At 73.0% G+C, this 16,393-nt stretch carries 15 protein-coding genes; 9 read left to right on the plus strand and 6 right to left on the minus strand.

The genetic code is table 11. The features are described from left to right. Positions 1–31: 31 nt before the first annotated feature. Together Asi02nite_RS32695 and Asi02nite_RS32700 are read left to right on the plus strand one after the other, a co-directional pair. Positions 32–433 carry a hypothetical protein gene (locus Asi02nite_RS32695; protein ID WP_203717878.1) on the plus strand — a complete coding sequence of 134 codons (402 nt, stop codon included), beginning with the start codon at positions 32–34 and terminating at the stop codon, positions 431–433. A 1-nt stretch (position 434) separates the two neighbouring features. Further along, positions 435–1,853 (plus strand): glutathionylspermidine synthase family protein, encoded by a 1,419-nt coding sequence (locus tag Asi02nite_RS32700; protein WP_203717879.1) that lies wholly within the window; start codon positions 435–437, stop codon positions 1,851–1,853. Here Asi02nite_RS32700 and hpf read toward each other — a convergent pair. The 5 genes from hpf to mtrA form a co-directional block, all read right to left on the minus strand. Continuing rightward, positions 1,842–2,477: a ribosome hibernation-promoting factor, HPF/YfiA family gene (gene hpf / locus Asi02nite_RS32705; protein WP_203717880.1), complete on the minus strand. Its 636-nt coding sequence runs from the start codon at positions 2,475–2,477 to the stop codon at positions 1,842–1,844. The genes Asi02nite_RS32700 and hpf overlap by 12 nt on opposite strands. 241 nt (positions 2,478–2,718) lie before the next feature. Continuing rightward, a complete protein-coding gene (locus Asi02nite_RS32710) occupies positions 2,719–3,423 on the minus strand; it encodes a ComF family protein (RefSeq protein WP_203717881.1) in 705 nt (234 codons plus the stop codon). Between the two features lies 1 nt (position 3,424). Continuing rightward, entirely contained in the window at positions 3,425–5,188 is a 1,764-nt protein-coding gene (locus Asi02nite_RS32715) for an LpqB family beta-propeller domain-containing protein (RefSeq protein ID WP_203717882.1), read from the minus strand. Continuing rightward, positions 5,185–6,804 (minus strand): MtrAB system histidine kinase MtrB, encoded by a 1,620-nt coding sequence (mtrB, locus tag Asi02nite_RS32720; protein WP_239127340.1) that lies wholly within the window; start codon positions 6,802–6,804, stop codon positions 5,185–5,187. Before mtrB ends, Asi02nite_RS32715 begins: the two co-directional genes overlap by 4 nt. A gap of 94 nt (positions 6,805–6,898) precedes the next feature. Beyond that, the gene (mtrA, locus tag Asi02nite_RS32725) at positions 6,899–7,588 is read right to left on the minus strand and encodes an MtrAB system response regulator MtrA (RefSeq protein ID WP_203717883.1); all 690 of its coding nucleotides are present in this window, start codon (positions 7,586–7,588) and stop codon (positions 6,899–6,901) included. 241 nt (positions 7,589–7,829) lie between these two features. On the opposite strand from mtrA, the gene Asi02nite_RS32730 reads away from it, so the two are divergent. From Asi02nite_RS32730 to Asi02nite_RS32750, 5 genes are read left to right on the plus strand one after another with little or no spacing between them, the layout of a single operon-like run. Next, positions 7,830–8,621, plus strand: a complete 792-nt coding sequence (locus Asi02nite_RS32730; protein WP_203717884.1) for a hypothetical protein — start codon at positions 7,830–7,832, stop codon at positions 8,619–8,621. Then, positions 8,618–9,208: a DUF4129 domain-containing protein gene (locus Asi02nite_RS32735; RefSeq protein ID WP_203717885.1), complete on the plus strand. Its 591-nt coding sequence runs from the start codon at positions 8,618–8,620 to the stop codon at positions 9,206–9,208. Before Asi02nite_RS32730 ends, Asi02nite_RS32735 begins: the two co-directional genes overlap by 4 nt. Beyond that, entirely contained in the window at positions 9,205–10,593 is a 1,389-nt protein-coding gene (locus Asi02nite_RS32740) for a DUF4350 domain-containing protein (protein WP_203717886.1), read from the plus strand. The genes Asi02nite_RS32735 and Asi02nite_RS32740 overlap by 4 nt, the downstream gene beginning before the upstream one ends. Continuing rightward, positions 10,590–11,567, plus strand: a complete 978-nt coding sequence (locus Asi02nite_RS32745; protein ID WP_203717887.1) for an AAA family ATPase — start codon at positions 10,590–10,592, stop codon at positions 11,565–11,567. The genes Asi02nite_RS32740 and Asi02nite_RS32745 overlap by 4 nt, the downstream gene beginning before the upstream one ends. 2 nt (positions 11,568–11,569) lie before the next feature. Then, complete coding sequence (locus Asi02nite_RS32750; RefSeq protein ID WP_203717888.1) at positions 11,570–12,874, plus strand: DUF58 domain-containing protein; 1,305 nt, start codon at positions 11,570–11,572, stop codon at positions 12,872–12,874. A 6-nt stretch (positions 12,875–12,880) separates the two neighbouring features. Here Asi02nite_RS32750 and Asi02nite_RS32755 read toward each other — a convergent pair whose 3' ends face one another. Beyond that, positions 12,881–13,867, minus strand: a complete 987-nt coding sequence (locus Asi02nite_RS32755) for an RDD family protein (protein WP_239127342.1) — start codon at positions 13,865–13,867, stop codon at positions 12,881–12,883. A gap of 24 nt (positions 13,868–13,891) precedes the next feature. Here Asi02nite_RS32755 and Asi02nite_RS32760 point away from each other — a divergent pair, with 24 nt between their 5' ends. Both Asi02nite_RS32760 and Asi02nite_RS32765 read left to right on the plus strand, forming a co-directional pair. Further along, positions 13,892–14,962: a stage II sporulation protein M gene (locus Asi02nite_RS32760; RefSeq protein ID WP_203717890.1), complete on the plus strand. Its 1,071-nt coding sequence runs from the start codon at positions 13,892–13,894 to the stop codon at positions 14,960–14,962. A gap of 66 nt (positions 14,963–15,028) precedes the next feature. Further along, positions 15,029–16,267, plus strand: a complete 1,239-nt coding sequence (locus Asi02nite_RS32765; protein ID WP_203717893.1) for an IS701 family transposase — start codon at positions 15,029–15,031, stop codon at positions 16,265–16,267. The last annotated feature ends 126 nt before the right edge of the window (positions 16,268–16,393 follow it).

The raw sequence follows: 16,393 nt of genomic DNA on the forward strand, positions 1-16,393 counted from the left end.
GCCCACTTGTAGCGGGACCTGGGAGATGATGATGACTGGTCGGCGGCGCAACACCGCGCGCGTCGTGCTGGGCGCCGCGTTCCTCGGCCTGGCCGCCGGAGGCACCGCGGCGTGCGACTCGGCCGACGACGATCACACGTTCTACTGCGTCGACCAGAACGACACGATCGTCAACGAGGACGACTGCGACGACGACGGCGACGGCCGCGGTGGCTTCTTCTTCTGGGCGCACTCGCCGCGCTACAAGAAGGGCCTCAAGCCCGGCGCCAAGCTGCCCGCCGGCGGCTCGAAGTTCGCCTACAACGACGCGGCCCAGCGCACCACCTGGGGCCTGCCGGCGACCGGTCGGGTCAGCAACGGCACCGTGAAGTCCAGTGTGGTCGGCAAGGGCGGCAGCGGCAGCAGCGGCGGCAGCAAGTCGTCCGGCGGCTGAGGTGCGACGGGTCGCGCACGGTGTCCAGCGGCCGGGGTGGGAGCAGACGAACGCCTCGCTCGGGCTGACCTACAACGCCACTCCCCTGGCCGACGGCCGGGTCCTCTCCTACTGGCGCGAGGGTCCGTTCTACGACTTCGACCTCGACGAGATCCTGGCGCTCGAGGAGGCGGCGGCCACCCTGCACCGGATGTGCGTGGCCGCGGGCGACCACCTCGTCGCGGGCTGCCCGCGCCGGGACCGCGCGGTGCGGCGGGAGTCCTACCTGTCGGCGGAGTGCTGGCCCGACACGTGCCGCCTGGCGAAGATCGGCATTCCGGAGTACGCGCACGAGCAGGTGATCCGCACCTGGCTGGACGGCGACAAGGAAGCCTGGACCCACGCCGACAAGGACCTGTTCGGCACGCACGCGCACACGCCGCAGGGCCCGGACTACTCGCCGAGCGTCTACGGGCGGTTCGACCTCTGGTACGCCGGCAAGGGCAGCACGCCGAAGCTGCTGGAGTTCAACGCGCAGACGCCGACCGCCCTCCTGGAGAGCGCGGTGGTCCAGTGGTCGTGGCTGGAGCAGACCGGCCAGACCCAGCACCCCGAGCGGCAGTGGAACGCCCTGCACGAGCGGCTGATCGACGCGTGGCGGCGCAACATGAGCGAGTTGCGCGCCGCCCGCCCGTGGCTGCCCGAGCGGCCGACGATCTATTTCGCGTACGAGACGAGCGAGACCTCCGGCGAGGACCGGATGAACGTCGCCTACCTGATGGAGACGGCGAGCCAGGCCGGTTTCCCGACCGAGTTGATCGCGATGAGCCAGATCGGTGTCGACGAGGTCGACGGCACGATCCGGTTCCAGCGCGGGCAGTTCGAGGTGGGCCCGCAGATCGACGTCGTCTTCATGCTCTACCCGTGGGAGTGGCTCTGGCACGAGGAGGGCGGCCGGCCGATCTTCCGGAACATGGCCGACCCGGCCAAGCGCGGCACGGTCTGGATCGAGCCGCCCTACACGGCGGCGCTCTGGTCCAACAAAGGCCTGCTGCCGGTGCTCTGGGAACTGTTCAAGGACCAGCCCGAGGGCGCGTTGCTGCTGCCGGCCTACTTCGCCGACGAGAAACCCGAGACGCTCACCTCGTACGCGAAGAAGCCGATCTGGTCCCGCGAGGGAGCCAACGTCCAGCTCGTCCGCGACAACGTGCCGCTGGCCAGCAACGGTGGCGACTACGGCGCCGAGGGCTTCGTCTACCAGGAGCTGTGCGAGCTGCCGTCATACCCGGGCGCGGACGGTGTGTGCCACCCCGTGCTCGGCGTCTGGATGGTCGACGGCGAGCCGTCGGGCCTGGGCATCCGGGAAGGAGTGGGCGTCGACGGGCTGATCACCCGCAACGACGCCCACTTCGTCCCGCACACGATCGGGTCACACCTGTAGCGAGATGATCCCGTAGTCGTAGCCCTTCCGGCGGTACACCACGCTCGGCTGGCCGCTTTCCTTGTCGTTGAAGAGATAGAAGTCGTGGCCGACGAGCTCCATCTGGAAGAGGGCGTCGTCGACCGTCATCGGGTCGCCGGGGTGTTCCTTCACCCGGGCGATGTGCCACGGCTGGTCGTCCTGCGGCTCGTCCGCGAGCATCGCGTAGCGGTCGGCCGGGTCCTCTTCGAGCAGAGCGGTGCGCGCCGCCGGGACACCCGCCGGCTTCGCGGACGGCAGGCCTGCGGTGTGCTCGGCCACGGACACCGGCGTGCGGCCGCGGTGGACCCGCCGCCGGTCGGCCGCCCGCCGCAGGCGGCTGTCGAGCCGGGTGATCGCCGCGTCCAGGGCGGCGTAGAAGTCGGAGGCGCAAGCCTCGGCGCGGATGACCGGCCCCCGCGACGCGCAGGTGATCTCGACGCGCTGGCAGTTGTCGGACTGGCGCGGGTTGCGCTCGTGGAATAGTTCGACGTCGACGCGGATCAGCTTCTGGTCGTAGCGCTCGACCTTCGCCAGTTTGTCGGCGACATGGATCCGGAAATGGTCGGGCACCTCAACGTTTCGGCCCTTGACGACGATGTCCACGCGTTACCTCCCACACGGTCTGTGCTGATTGCGGTGGTGAAGGCCGGCGCTCGATGACCCCCGGGCGTCGACCGTTCAGACGGTGCGCCTCCTTTCGGATGCGGGGTCCCCCTCGGGGCTTGGACCACAGTCCTACCCCGGTGAATTTCACGCTAACGCCGGTTGGCGCAACAGTCACCCCCTGTCAGGCCGAGGGTTCGGAGAAGTTTCGCCCAGTGGGCGCGATCGGGTGAAAACGGATCTACTGAGGGTGACGTTTGCGTGTCGCTGCGAGTAGGGCGGCGGCGTCGACGGGAACCTCGGCGCGACCCAGGATCGCGGTCAGCGCCGCGAGGGTGGCGCCGGTCGTGACGATGTCGTCGACCACGACCACCGCGCGACCCGCCGCGTGCGCTCGGGCGCGGGCCAGCCGGGACGGGCGCGGGCGGAACGCTGCCGCGGCGGCAATTGCCCGTTGCGCACTGTCGAGGTGGGTGGCGTCGGCCTTCGGCAGCGCGTGCAGCGGTTGGGTGACCAGCGCGGGCCAACCGGCCCGGCGCAGCGTCCGGGCCGCCCGGTCGGCGAGGCGGCGGACGTGGTCGCCGTGCCGGGCCCGGGCCGCCGCCGCGGTGGACGGCACGGGCACCAGCAGCACCGGGCGCCGCACACCGCCGGCGGCCGCGGCCACCGTCTCGGCGAGCAGGTCACCGAGCGGGGTCGCGAGGGACGCGCGGCCGCGCTCCTTGTAGGCGAGCAGCGTCTCGCGCAGTGGGCCCGCGTACTCGCCGGCCGCGACGCAGGCGGGCAGGCCGGGCGGCGCCGGGTCGGGGCGGACGGGCCGCGGCCGCAGCGCGTCCAGGGCGGCGGCACAGGTCGGGCAGGCGCCCCGGCGCAGCGGCACGTGCGCGCCCCGGCAGCCCGCGCACTCGGCCGGCAGCACGAGGTCGGCGAGCGCGGCGAGGACCACGTCAGTAGACGAAGAACGGCGCGATCGGCTGGGTGGGCTGGTCGTTGCCCGGCGTCTGGGTCGGCGCGGCGCCGACCAGGGCTGAACGCCCCAGTTGCGTGGAGGTGCCGAGGGCGAGCCACGTCGCGTTGTCGGCCTGGTAGAGCACCGTGCTCGAGGTGCGCCCGAGCGCGGCGGTCTCGGGGAATGCGGCGATCATGCTGATCTCGCCGCGCGCGTCGTAGACCCGCGGGGTGCGGCGCGCGCTGTCGACGGTGACGTCGGTGATCGACAGGCGGTCGGGAGACTCGGTGCCGCCGATCGACAGGGCGTTCTCGCTGCTCCAGGCGACCGCCGTCGGGCTGTCGAGCGGTGCGATCACCGCGCGTGGCTCGAGGAGTTTCACGCCGTCCTGCCCGATCGAGACCGGGACGACGAAGACCTTCCCGTCGGCGATCAGCGCGATCCGCTGGCCGTCGGGGGCGACCGCCACCGCGGTGATGTCACGCAGGCCCGACGGTGCGAGCCTGCGCGCGACGTGGTCGGGGCCGAAGAGGTAGAGCCGCTGGTCGGTGCCGGCGACCAGGCCCATCCGGGACCTCGGCAGCCAGACGGGCGCCGAACGGGGCGTGACGCCGGTGACCAGGGCCAGGTCGGTGATCTCGGCGCCGCGGCCGGCCGAACCCACCCGCAACTCGTTGCGCTGGTTGACGATCGCGGCGTCGACGGCGTCGTCGGCGCGCTTGAAGGCGGCGAAGCGCAGCTTCTGGTTGACGGCCGCGGCCAGCGGGACGGGCGCGGGCACGCCCGTCGGGACGGTCAGCGCGCTGACCTTGCCGTCGAGGATCGCGTAGGGGTGCGGCTCCGGGCCGACCGGATAGGGCGTGCGGTAGAGCAGGTCGTTGACGTCCAGCTTGTCGCGGGCCTGCCCGTTGATCTTGATTTGCAGCCAGCGCGGGTGCAGGCCCGACGCGCGCATGGTCCAGGCCACCTGCTGGGCCAGCGAGTCCTGCCCGTCGTTGCCGACGGCCGGCGACCAGTTCATGGTCAGCAGGTCGTTGTCGATCGGCGCGTTCGCGAGCAGCTTGCTGTCGCCCGGCAAAGCGGACGCCGAGGTGCCGAGCCACGGCGAAGGGCCGTCCTCGATCATCTCGAGGAGCTCGGTCGGCACGCGCGACGTGGGCACCTCGGCCGGCAACCAGCGCAGGTCGGGCACGAGCGCGTTGCGGTCGGCGTTCCAGAAGTAGAGCGTGCGCTCGGTGTAGTAGGTCTTCAGCGCCTCGAAGTCGAGCAACGTCTCCGGCGGCACCTTCGTCAGCCGCCAGCCACCGCTCTCCTCGGCCCGGACCTGGAGCTGGTAGGTGGTCGTGGTCTCGTCGGGCGGGCTGATCCGGCCCTCGGCGTCGAGCACGCCGAGGTGGTTGACGGTGAGCGCGACGTCCCGGTTGTTGGGCCTGACGTCGATCTTGGCCACCTCGACGAGGTTGACGTTCTTCAGCGCCGGTGCCGGCCCGGACACGTAGTCCCGGACGCGCTGGTCGGTCTTCCCGCCCGGGTCGAACTCGCCGGCGGCCGCGGTGAGGAAGTTCTGGACGAACTCCTCCACGTTGTCGGCGTCCGTCCGGCTCGGCGGCACCGGCTCGGGGTCGGAGTTCTGGTTGGAGCCGGAGACCGGGCCCACCCGGTCGACCTTGACGTCGGTGTGGTCGGGAATGCCGCACCCCACGACGAGGCCGGCGACCAGGCCGCCGGTGACGACCAGCCCGGCGAGACGGCGGCGGGTCATCGGGGCACCTCCGCCGGCGCCTGGGTGATCGCGCGCGGCTGCGCCGGTGGCAGCACCGCGGGCAACTCGGCGTCCTCGGGCACCAGCCGCAGCGGCGAGGCGGTGAGCCGGTCACCCGCGCGGACCGGCAGGGTGAGCCGGAACTGGGCGCCCTGGCCCGGTGCTCCCCAGGCCTCGAGCCAGCCGCCGTGCAGGCGGGCGTCCTCGATGCTGATCGAGAGGCCGAGGCCGGTGCCGCCGGTCTGCCGGGCCCGCGACGGGTCGGCCCGCCAGAACCGGTTGAAGACCAGCTTCTCCTCGCCCGGCTTGAGCCCGACGCCGCGGTCGCGGACGGCCACGGCCACGGCGACCCCGTCGGAGACCAGCCGGACGTCGACGGGCCGGTGCTCGGCGTGCTCGACCGCGTTGCCGACCAGGTTGCGCAGGATGCGCTCGACCCGGCGGGGGTCGACGTCGGCGATGACCGGGGTGGCCGGCACCTCGACCCGCAGGTCGGCGCCGCAGCGCTCGGCGAGGCCGCGCAGCGGCTCGACCGCGCGGTGCACCAGCGGCACCAGGTCGGTCGGCTCGGCGTCGAGCATGGCGAAGCCCGCGTCGTAGCGGCTGATCTCCAGCAGGTCGGTGAGCAGGCTCTCGAACCGGTCGAGCTCGGTCTGCAGGATCTCGGCGGTGCGGGACACGTCGGCGGGGAACCGGTCGCGCTCGGCGAAGATCAGGTCGGCCGCCATCCGGACGGTGGTCAGCGGCGTCCGCAGCTCGTGCGAGACGTCGGAGGTGAAACGCCGTTGCAGGCGGGACATGTCTTCCAGCCGGATGATCTGGCGTTGCAGGTTGGCCGCCATCTGGTTGAACGACGCGGCGAGCAGGGCCAGGTCGTCCTCGCCGGTGACCGCCATGCGCTGGTCGAGCAGGCCGGCCGACAGCCGCTGCGCGGTGCGCGCGGCGACCCGGACCGGGCGGACGACCAGCCGGGTGACCAGCGCGGCCAGCAACCCCAGCAGCAACACCAGGGTGGCACCGGTGGCCAGCACGGTGGTGCGGATCTGGGTCGCGGCGGAGTCCTGGGTGGTCAGCGGCTCGATGTAGTAGAGCTCGACCTGCCCGAACTTGGTGCGCACCGGAGCGCCCTTGACCAGGTATTTGGCCCGGCCGGCGCCGAGGTCGGCGGAGCGGATCGCGGTCGCCTCGGCCCCGTCGCCGACCGCCGTCGTGATGTCGGTGCCGAGGACCTCGCGCAGGTTCTCGTCCTTGACCGCGCGGGACTGCACCGAGGTGAGCTCCACGGCGTCGGCCCGCACCACGACCAGGCCGGAGCTGGGCTCCTGCGCGTCGCCACCACCGAGATAGGCCACGATGTCCTGCATGGTGCCCTGCACGTTGGGCTCGTAGGCCTTGCCGAAGACGGCGAGCTGCTCGCCGGTGAACCGCCGGCCGCTCTCCATCTGCGCGGTCACGGTCTGTTCGGCCCGGTTGAGCAGGATCGTCGAGCTGCGGTAGGCGACCACGTAGGCGAAGACGGCGACCAGCAGGCTCGACACCACGAGCGTCAGCGTGACGACCCGCACCTGGAGCGAGCGGCGCCAGGTGTGTTCGACGGTCACCAGGAAGAGCGTCACCTGCCGGACGATGCGACCCCAAAGGGCCCGGGCGCGGGCCCGGGCCGATCTGAGGTGCTCGAGGAGTGACTCTCTGCTCACGGTGAGGCCCAGATTATCCGGTGCCCGCCTTGTAGCCGACGCCACGGACGGTGAGGATGATCTCCGGCCGCTCCGGGTCAGGCTCGATCTTGGCGCGCAGTCGCTGGACGTGCACGTTGACCAGCCGGGTGTCGGCCGCGTGCCGGTAGCCCCACACCTGCTCGAGCAGCACCTCGCGGGTGAACACCTGGCGGGGTTTGCGGGCCAGCGCGACCAGCAGGTCGAACTCGAGCGGGGTCAGCTTGACCTCTTCGGCGTCCCGGGTGACCGTGTGCGCCGGCACGTCGATGGTGATCTGGTTGCCGGGCGGGCCGATGGTCAACATCTCGGGCGCCGCGTCCTCGCCCCGGCGCAGCCGGGCCCGCATGCGGGCGACCAGCTCCTTGGGCTTGAACGGCTTGACCACGTAGTCGTCGGCGCCGGACTCGAGGCCGAGCACCACGTCGACCGTGTCGCTCTTGGCGGTCAGCATGACGATCGGCACGCCGGACTCCGACCGGATCGACCGGGCCACGTCGATGCCGCTCATGCCGGGCAGCATCAGGTCGAGCAGCACGATGTCGGGCCGGTTCTCACGGAACGCGGACAGGGCACGCTCGCCGTCGGCCACGAACGAGGGCAGGAAGCCCTCACTGCGCAGCACGATGCCGAGCATCTCCGCCAACGCGGGATCGTCGTCCACCACCAGAACCCGGGCTCTCATGGCACCAATATTCCATCCGCGTTCATCGCGGTGTGACCGGCCGGCCGGCGGATTATCGACACCCACCCGGCGACCGGTCCCCACAATTCGGTCGTTCGGCACTGATCCGGGCCGTCCGGTACGCAATCTCACCCGGTCCGGTCCCCGAGGGTGACGTGCGCCATGCCACGATGACCGCTATCCCGCGCAGCCTCCGGAGCCGACCCTGGACACGTCCGCCATCCCCCGGCGCCCCCTCACGGTGGGCGAGCTGCTCGACGCCGCCCTCCTGGTGCTGCGCGCGCACGCCGCGGTGCTGCTGCCCCTGGCGGCCGCGCTCGCGGTCGGCGAGCAGTTCCTGCTGGCCCCGCTGCGCGAGTGGGCCGGCTTCGACCTGACCGACCCGTTCCGTTACCTCGACCGGCACTTCGGGGAGGTCTGGACGGTCCTCTGCGTCGGCGCGGGGCTGGAGGCGATGATCATCGCGGTGCTGGCCGCGCCCGCCGCCCGCGCCGCCGGTGCCCTGCTGCTCGGCCGCCCCCTGGACAACCGCGACGCGATCGACCCGCGCGGCCTGCGCCCGATCGCCACGGTGGCGCTCGCCCTGTTCGCCGGGGTAGTCGTCGCGACCGTCTCGTTCGCGGGCCCGGCCTGGGCGGTCGCCTTCGGGTTCACCGTCCTGGCCGTCCCGGCCCTGGTGGTCGACCGGGTCAACCCGTTCCGGGCCATCGGGCGGGGTGCCGTGCTGGCCGTCCGGTCGAGCGGCCGCGGCCTGTGGGTCGTGCTCGTCGCGTACCTCACCTGGTGGTTGATCCGGATCCTGGTCGGCACCGTCGGCGGCAACCTGCTCTACCAGCTCGTGCCGCTGCGGCCGGAGGCGCTCGGCGTGCTGCTGTTCGGGATGCGGGTCGCGGTCAACACCCTGGCCTACGCCGCGCTCGCCTGCGTGGCCGCGACCCTGCACCTGGAGACCCGGTTCCGCGCGGAGGGCCTCGACATCGCCCTCGGCCGGGCCCAGGGCACCGAGGCACACCCGCTGGCGGTGCGCCGATGAGCGGGTTCGCGCGCTGGTGGACCGAGGCCGTGGCGGCGCTCGGCGACGTGCTCTCCCCCGGCTGGCAGCTACTGATCCTGCTGCTCCTCGCGACGGTGGTCGCGCTCGTCTGGTCCAACTGGGCGAAGCTGCGCACGATCCGGCTGCGCTGGCCGCGCCGGCGCCGGCGGCCGGTGGAGACGCCGGTCGAGGCCTCCCCGACCGAGCCCGAGACGGTGGAGCCCGACGCGCTGCCCGACCTGCCCGCGGCGACCTTCCTCTCCCGGGCCGACCAGTTCGCCGCCCGGGGCCAGTGGGCCGAGGCCGTCCGCGAGCGGCTGCGCGCGGTGGTCCGGCTGCTGGTCGACCGCAAGGTGATCGAGCACCATCCGGGGTGGACGGTCACCGAGCTGGCCGCCGCCGCGGGGCGCAGCGCGCCGGCCACCGACCAGCCGCTCGGCGCCGCGGGCCTGGTCTTCTCCGACATCTGGTACGGGCAGAAACAGGCGACGGAGGACGACGACACCGCCATGAAGGGCTTCGCGTCCGATGTGGACCGGGCGCTGACCGGCGCCCGCGTGCCGGCGAGCCGGCGGGGTGACGCGTGACGGCGGCGAGCACCCGCGCCGGCGCGCGGCGGGCGGCGCTGCGCCGGGGCTGGCGGCGCGGTCGCCGCACGCTGATCCCGTTCGGGGTGGCCGCCCTGCTGATCGTCGTCACGCTGGTCGGGCACGCGATCGACACGCCCGACACCGGCGACGCCGACTTCCTCTCGCCCGTGAGCGAGGCGCCGATCGGCGCGCAGCGGCTGGCCGAGGTGGTGCGGTCGCGCGGTGTCACCGTGGTCCGGCACACCGACCCGCGCGCCGCGCTCGTCGACGCGGGCGGCGCGACGCTGTTCGTCCCGGCCGCCGAATACCTCGACCCGCAGACCACCGCCGTGCTCGAGTCGCTGCCACCGCACACCCGGGTGGTGCTGGTGGACCCGCCGGCCCGCACGTTGGAAGGGGCCGGCCTGCAACTGGCCCGTGGGCACCGGCGGTGGGCGACCGCGAGCGTGCCGTCCGGCGGCTGCGCGATCCAGGGCATCACCGAGACGGCCGACGTGGCCGCCCGACGGCAGTCCTATGTGGGCAACCGGGCGGTGCGCGGCCACGACTCCTGCTACGGCGACGGTGTCGTGCGGTTCACCTACCCGCAGGAGGTCGTGGTGGTCGGCGCGGCCGACCCGTTCCGCAACGACCGTCTCGACGAGCACGACAACCGGGCGTTCGCCGCCGGCCTGCTGGCCACCCGGTCCCGGCTCGTCTGGCTCGACCTGCACGAGCGCTACGTGCCGCCGAAGGTCGCCGAGCCGACCGACGAGCCGGAGCCGCAGGTCGACGAGACCTACGACTATCCCGACTCCGGCGACCCCGGCGACTGGGAACGCCCACCGCCGGAGCAGGACGACGGGCTCGACGGGGGCGACGGCGACGGGCAGAGCTCCGGCGACGGCGGCAACTCGATCGGCGACGCGTTCCCGCCCTGGCTCTGGGCGATGCTGGCGACGCTGGCCGCCGCGCTGGTCCTGCTGCTGCTCTGGGCCGGCCGGCGGTTGGGCCCCGCCGTCAGCGAGCCACTGCCGGTGGAGGTGCGGTCGGGCGAGACCGTGCTCGGCCGCGGCCGGCTCTACCAGCGGGCCAAGGCGCGTGGGCCGGCCGCCGCGGTGCTCCGGACCGCCGCGCTGCGCCGGATCGAGCCGGCGCTCGGCCTCGAACCCGACCACACCTCCGCCGACGTGGTCGCCGCCGTCGCCGCACGCACCGGCCGCGACTCCCGGCAGGTCGACGGGCTGCTGTACGGTCCGGACCCCGCCCACGACGACGAGTTGCTCGACCTCGCCCGCGGTCTCGACACCGTGGCCGACGAGATCGGCGACGTCCCAGCCGCGGGCCAGCCCCGCGACAGCACGCCCGGCAACCCCGGGCCCGATCAAGGAGAACCACGGTGACCCTCGCCGCCGGACCGACCGCCGACACCGATCCCCGGGTGGCCCTGCACCGGCTGCGCGCCGAGGTCGCCAAGGCGGTGGTCGGGCAGGACGCGATCGTCACCGGGCTGCTGATCGGCCTGCTCTGCCGCGGCCACGTGCTCCTCGAAGGTGTGCCCGGCGTGGCCAAGACGCTGCTCGTCCGGGCCTTCGCCGCGGCGCTCGACCTCGACATGAAGCGCCTGCAGTTCACGCCCGACCTGATGCCCGGTGACGTGACGGGTTCGCTGGTCTACGACCCGCGCGGCGCCGCGTTCACGTTCCGGCAGGGGCCGGTGTTCACCAACCTGCTGCTCGCCGACGAGATCAACCGGACGCCGCCGAAGACCCAGTCGGCGCTGCTCGAGGTGATGGAGGAGCGTCAGGTCTCGGTCGAGGGCTCGCCGCGGGCGCTGCCCGAGCCGTTCCTCGTGATCGCCACCCAGAACCCGGTGGAATACGAGGGCACCTACCCCCTGCCCGAGGCGCAGCTCGACCGGTTCCTGCTCAAGCTGGCCGTCCCACTGCCCAACCGCGACGAGGAGCTGGGCGTGCTGCGGGCGCACCACCAGGGCTTCAACCCGCGCGACCTGGCCGGCGCCGGGGTCCGGCCGGTGGCCACCGCGGCCGACCTGGCGGCCGGGCGCGACGCGGTCGGCCGCGTCGGCGTCGTCGACATGGTCCTCGGCTACATCGTCGACCTGTGCCGGGCCACCCGCGTCTCGCCGTCGCTGGAGCTCGGTGCGTCGCCGCGCGGTGCCACCGCGCTGCTCGCCGCGTCGAAGGCCTGGGCGTGGATCTCCGGCCGCGAATACGTGACGCCCGACGACGTCAAGGCCGTCACCCGGTCGACGCTGCGGCACCGGGTGCGGCTGCGGCCCGAGGCCGAGCTCGAGGGCGTGACCGTCGACCAGATCCTCGACGCCGTGCTCGGCACCGTGCCCACCCCGCGCTGACGATGGTCACCTGGCGCGCCGCCGTGCTGCTCGGCCTCGCCGCGCTCACCATGCCGCTCTGGTCGGCGCCGTGGTGGGCCGCCGCGATCGCCGTACTCGCCGTCCTCGTGGTGTCCGGTGTGGACTTCGCCCTCGCCGCCGCCCTCCGCGACGTCTCCCTGGCCCGGGCCGGCGACAGCACCGTCCGGCTCGGACAGTCGGCGACCGTACGGCTGCGGGTGCGCAACAACGGCGGCCGCACGCTGCACGCCGACGTCCGGGACGCCTGGGTGCCCTCCGCCGGCGCGGTGACCGGGTCGGGACACGTGACCGTGCCGCCCAACAGCAGTGTGACGTTGGAGGCCGTGCTCACCCCGACCCGGCGCGGTGACCGGCCGGCGGTGCGCGTCACGGTGCGCTCGCACGGCCCGCTGGGGCTCGCCTTCCGCCAGCGCGCCGGCCGCCCGGCGACGCCGCCGTGGCGGGTCCGGGTGCTGCCCCGGTTCGCCTCGCGACAGCTCCTGCCGGAGAAGACGGCGCGGCTGCGGGTGCTCGACGGCACGACCGTGGCCCGCGGTCGCGGCCAGGGCACCGAGTTCGACGCGTTGCGGGAGTACGTGATCGGCGACGACGTCCGCTCCATCGACTGGCGGGCCAGCGCCCGCCGCTCCGACGTGATGGTCCGCACCTGGCGGCCGGAACGCGACCGCCGGGTGGTCTGCGTCCTCGACACCGGCCGCACCTCGGCCGTCCGGATCGGTGACGAGCCACGGCTGGACGCCGCGATGGATGCCGCGCTGCTGCTCGCCACGCTGGCCACCCGGGCCGGCGACCAGGTCGACCTCCTGGCCGTCGACACCGCCGTGCGGGCCTCGGTGGCCGGCAGCGGCCGCCAGGTGCTGCTGGCCCGCCTGGTCAACGCCCTGGCGCCGCTGCAGCCCGCGCTGGTCGAGACCGACTTCGAGCTCGTCGTCGGCGAGGTGCTGCGGCGCGAGCGGAAGCGGGCGCTGATCGTGCTGTTCACCGCACTGGAGCCGGGCGCGCTGGGCGAGGGACTGCTGCCGGTGCTCCCCCGGCTGGTCGCCCGGCACAAGGTGATCGTCGCGGCCACGCACGACCCGGTGCTGCGCGAGCTGACCACCCGTCGGGCGACGACCGCCGCCGAGGTCTACGCGTCCGCCGCCGGGCACCGAGCGCTGGCCGAGCGCGACCGGGTCGCCGCCGCGCTGCGCCGGGGCGGCGTCGAGGTGGTCGACGCGCCGGCCACGGACTTCGCGGGCGCGGTCGCCGACGCCTACCTCACGCTGAAGGCGCAGGCCCGGCTCTGAGCCGCCCTAGAACGGGCGAGGCCCCTGTGCGGTGGTGGGCCAGCCCAGCGGCGGCGTGTCCGCGTTGGACGGCGTGCCGGGACGCAGCATCGGGTTCGACGGCAGCTCAGGCCGCGGCGGCGGTGGGGCCGGCAGTGCCGCCGGTGGCTCGTACTGCCGTGGCACCAGGTCGGGCCAGATCGCCGCGCTCACCGCGCGCGCCCGGCCGAGCCGCTCCCGGGCCCGCCGGTGCCGTTCGGCCAGCACCGCGGCCAGGTAGGCCCAGCCCGGCACGTTCGGCGGTGGCGGCGGCGTGCTGACCGCGGCCACCTCGGCGGCGAGCGCGCGGCCCAGCTCCGTGCGGGCCGGCTCGCGCAGCTCGCGGGCGCGGGCCAGGAAGTGCCGGACGGCCAGCGCGAGGTCGTCGGAGACACCGGTCAGGTCGAGCGTGCGCGCCCAGCCGGCCAGGGCCGGCGGCATCCCCGGCACCCAGCCCCAGCTCGCCGGCGTCCGCTCGTGGATCACCATGGTGCCGGCCACCAGGTCGCCGAGGCGCTTGCCGCGGGGGTTGCTCAGCATGGTCGTCAGCGCGGCGACCCAGGTGATCGGCGGCAGCAGCACGCCCGGCCACTCGGTGGCGACGCCGACCAGGCTGCGGGTCAGCGCGTGGCGCAGCCGCACCGGGCCGCCGTCGTCGCGGACCACCCGCAGGCCCAGCGCGGCCTTGCCCGGCGTCCGGCCGCGGTACAGCGTCTCCCAGGTCACCGGGTAACCGACGAGCAGCACCACGGTGGCGACCACCGTGATGCCGCGCATGCTCGCCGCGTTCAGGTCGATCGGCAGCGAGGACAGCGCCAGCGAGCCGAACGAGCCCAGCACCAGCGCCAACGCCGCGATCACGATCAGGTCGACGAGCAGCGCCGTGACCCGCGAACCGGCCCGGGCCGCGCGCACCTCGAGCTCGACAGCCTCGCCGGTGACGAGCCGGTCGGAGGAGAGAGGTTGCGCGGTCACCCGCACAGTGAACACTATGAGCGCGTGGATCTCGACGCCTACGTAGCCGAGCATGACGCGCAGTGGCGCCGGCTGGAACACCTCTCCGGCCGACGGCGGCTGCGGGCCGAGGAGGTCGACGAGCTCGTCACCCTCTACCAGCGCACGGCGACGCACCTGTCGGTGGTGCGCAGCCGTACCCCCGACCCCGCTCTGATCGCCCGGCTGTCGCGGCTCGTGCTGGCCAGCCGGTCGGCGATCTCGCCCGGGCCACGGATGCGGCTCGCCGACGTCGGCCGGTTCTTCACGGTCGGGTTCCCCCTGGCGGCGTACCGCGCGTGGCCGTGGTGGTCCGCGGTCGCCACGGGCTTCACCGCCCTGAGCTTCTTCCTGATGTTCTACACCGCCGGTCACCCGGAGGTGTCCAACGCGCTGATCGGCGACGAGGCGGCCCGGCGACTGGTCGAGACCGAGTTCGCCGCCTACTACTCGGAGTTCTCACCGGAGACGTTCGCGTTCTCGCTGTGGACCCACAACGCGTGGCTGTCGGTGCAGTGCCTGGCGTCGGGCGTGCTGATCCTGCCCGTGCTCTGGCTACTGTGGAACAACGCGCTGAACATCGGTCTGACCGGCGGCGTGATGATCCAGTACGGCGAGGCCGAGCAGTTCTTCAGCCTGATCACGCCGCACGGCCTGTTGGAGCTGACCGGCGTCTACGTGGCGGCCGGGGTGGGCCTGCGGATCGCCGGCGCGTGGATCCGCCCGCCGCGGCACCTGACCCGCACGCGCTCACTCGCCGCCGCCGGCCGCGAGGGCCTGTTGGTCGCGGTGGGGTTGGTCTTCCTGTTCCTGATCTCCGGCCTGATCGAGGCGTTCGTGACCCCGTCGACGCTGCCGCCGACGCTGAAGATCGTGATCGGCGCGCTCGCGTTCGTCGGCTTCCTCGGCTACGTCGTGCTGTTCGGCAACGCGGCCGAGCACGCGCTCAAGGCGAGGATCGAGGAGATTCCGATTCTTGACTCGGGCTCGTCGGCCGCGGGACCGTCGCTCCCGCCAGACACCGGGCCGGGCCCCGGGGGGCCCGTCCCTGCCGGGTCCGCGGCGGGCCGGCTCTAGTAGTGCTTTGTCACTTTCGGGTGGGTGACGGCGACAGGTGTATGCGGGTCTTGGTGTTGTGGTGTGGTGGATTCCGTTGCTGCTGATCGTCTCGGTGAGGATTTGGACGCGTTCGTCGCGGACGTGTTCGCGTCGTTGACGCGTTCGGGCTGGCAGGAGCGTGCCGGTGACTATCTGCGTGGTCTGATGCTCGACGGGCGTCGTAAGTCGATCCAGCCGATGGCGGCCCGGCTGGCTGGGCCGCATGAGCAGGCGTTGAATCACTTCGTCACGAACAGTCCGTGGGCTGCCGCCGCGGTCCGTGAACGTCTCGCGGTCCGGATGGATGAGGCGGTCGGCCCGGCGGCGTGGGCCCTGGACGACACGGGCTGGCTCAAATGCGGGACGGCGTCGGTGGGCGTGGCCCGGCAGTACACGGGCACGGCCGGGAAAGTCACGAACTGCCAGATCGGGGTCAGTCTGAACCTAGTCACCGACAGTGCCTCCTGCCCGGTCGACTGGCGCCTGTTCGTCCCGGAGTCGTGGGATCCGGCCACGCCCGGCACCGGCGAACGCCGCCGGCGGGCCGCGATGCCGGCCGAGGCCAAGCATCAGGAGAAGTGGCGTCTCGGTTTGGAGATGATCGATGAAGCCATCGGTTGGGGCATCAGGCCACCGCTGATCGTCGCCGACGCCGGATACGGCGACGCCGCGCAGTTCCGTCAGAGCCTCGAAGACCGCGACCTGGCCTACGTCGTCGGCGTGAACAACGCACACACCGCGTTCACCGCCGAGGCCCGGCGCACCGCACCGCCCTACAAAGGCGCCGGCCGCAGACCGCCGCTGATCTATCGCGAAGCCGCACCCAGCCTCAAGACACACGTCCTGGAGATCGGCCGCCAGGCCGCCACGCCGGTCGCCTGGCGGTCAGGGTCACGACGCCGCGGCGGCAGAACCCGGACGATGCGCGGCCACTTCGTGTTCCTCCGGCTGCGGCCAGCCAGCCTGACCCACCGGCGAGCCGCCGACTTCGGCGACCTACCGCTGCGCTGGCTGATCGCCGAATGGCCGCCCGGTGAACCCGAACCAACCCGATACTGGCTGTCGAACCTGCCCGAGAACACACCGAAACGGCGCCTGGTCCACCTGGCCAAACTACGCTGGCGCATCGAGCACGACTACCGAGAGATCAAGACCGGCCTCGGCCTCGACCACTACGAAGGCCGCACCTGGCAAGGCTGGCACCACCACACCACCCTCGTCTCCGCCGCCCACGCCTTCCTCACCCTGCAACGCCTCGACCCAAAAACCCCAGCGCCGGAATGACTCTCTACGCCGTACTCCGACGCCTGCAACACCTGCTCGCCCGACTCATCGGAACCTGCCCCACCTGCCAAACCCAATTCCCGCAACGCATCCGCGCACCAGCAACAAGATCATGACAAAGCACTA

The sequence above is a fragment of the Asanoa siamensis genome, from assembly GCF_016862555.1.
Taxonomy (GTDB): Bacteria; Actinomycetota; Actinomycetes; order Mycobacteriales; family Micromonosporaceae; genus Asanoa; species Asanoa siamensis.

Bases quoted from the DNA above. Each gene is read 5' to 3' on its own strand.
- mtrA (WP_203717883.1), bottom strand. From the start codon at position 7,588: ATGAGAGCCCGGGTTCTGGTGGTGGACGACGATCCCGCGTTGGCGGAG.
- Asi02nite_RS32735 (WP_203717885.1), top strand. From the start codon at position 8,618: ATGAGCGGGTTCGCGCGCTGGTGGACCGAGGCCGTGGCGGCGCTCGGC.
- Asi02nite_RS32750 (WP_203717888.1), top strand. From the start codon at position 11,570: ATGGTCACCTGGCGCGCCGCCGTGCTGCTCGGCCTCGCCGCGCTCACC.
- Asi02nite_RS32715 (WP_203717882.1), bottom strand. From the start codon at position 5,188: ATGACCCGCCGCCGTCTCGCCGGGCTGGTCGTCACCGGCGGCCTGGTC.
- Asi02nite_RS32695 (WP_203717878.1), top strand. From the start codon at position 32: ATGACTGGTCGGCGGCGCAACACCGCGCGCGTCGTGCTGGGCGCCGCG.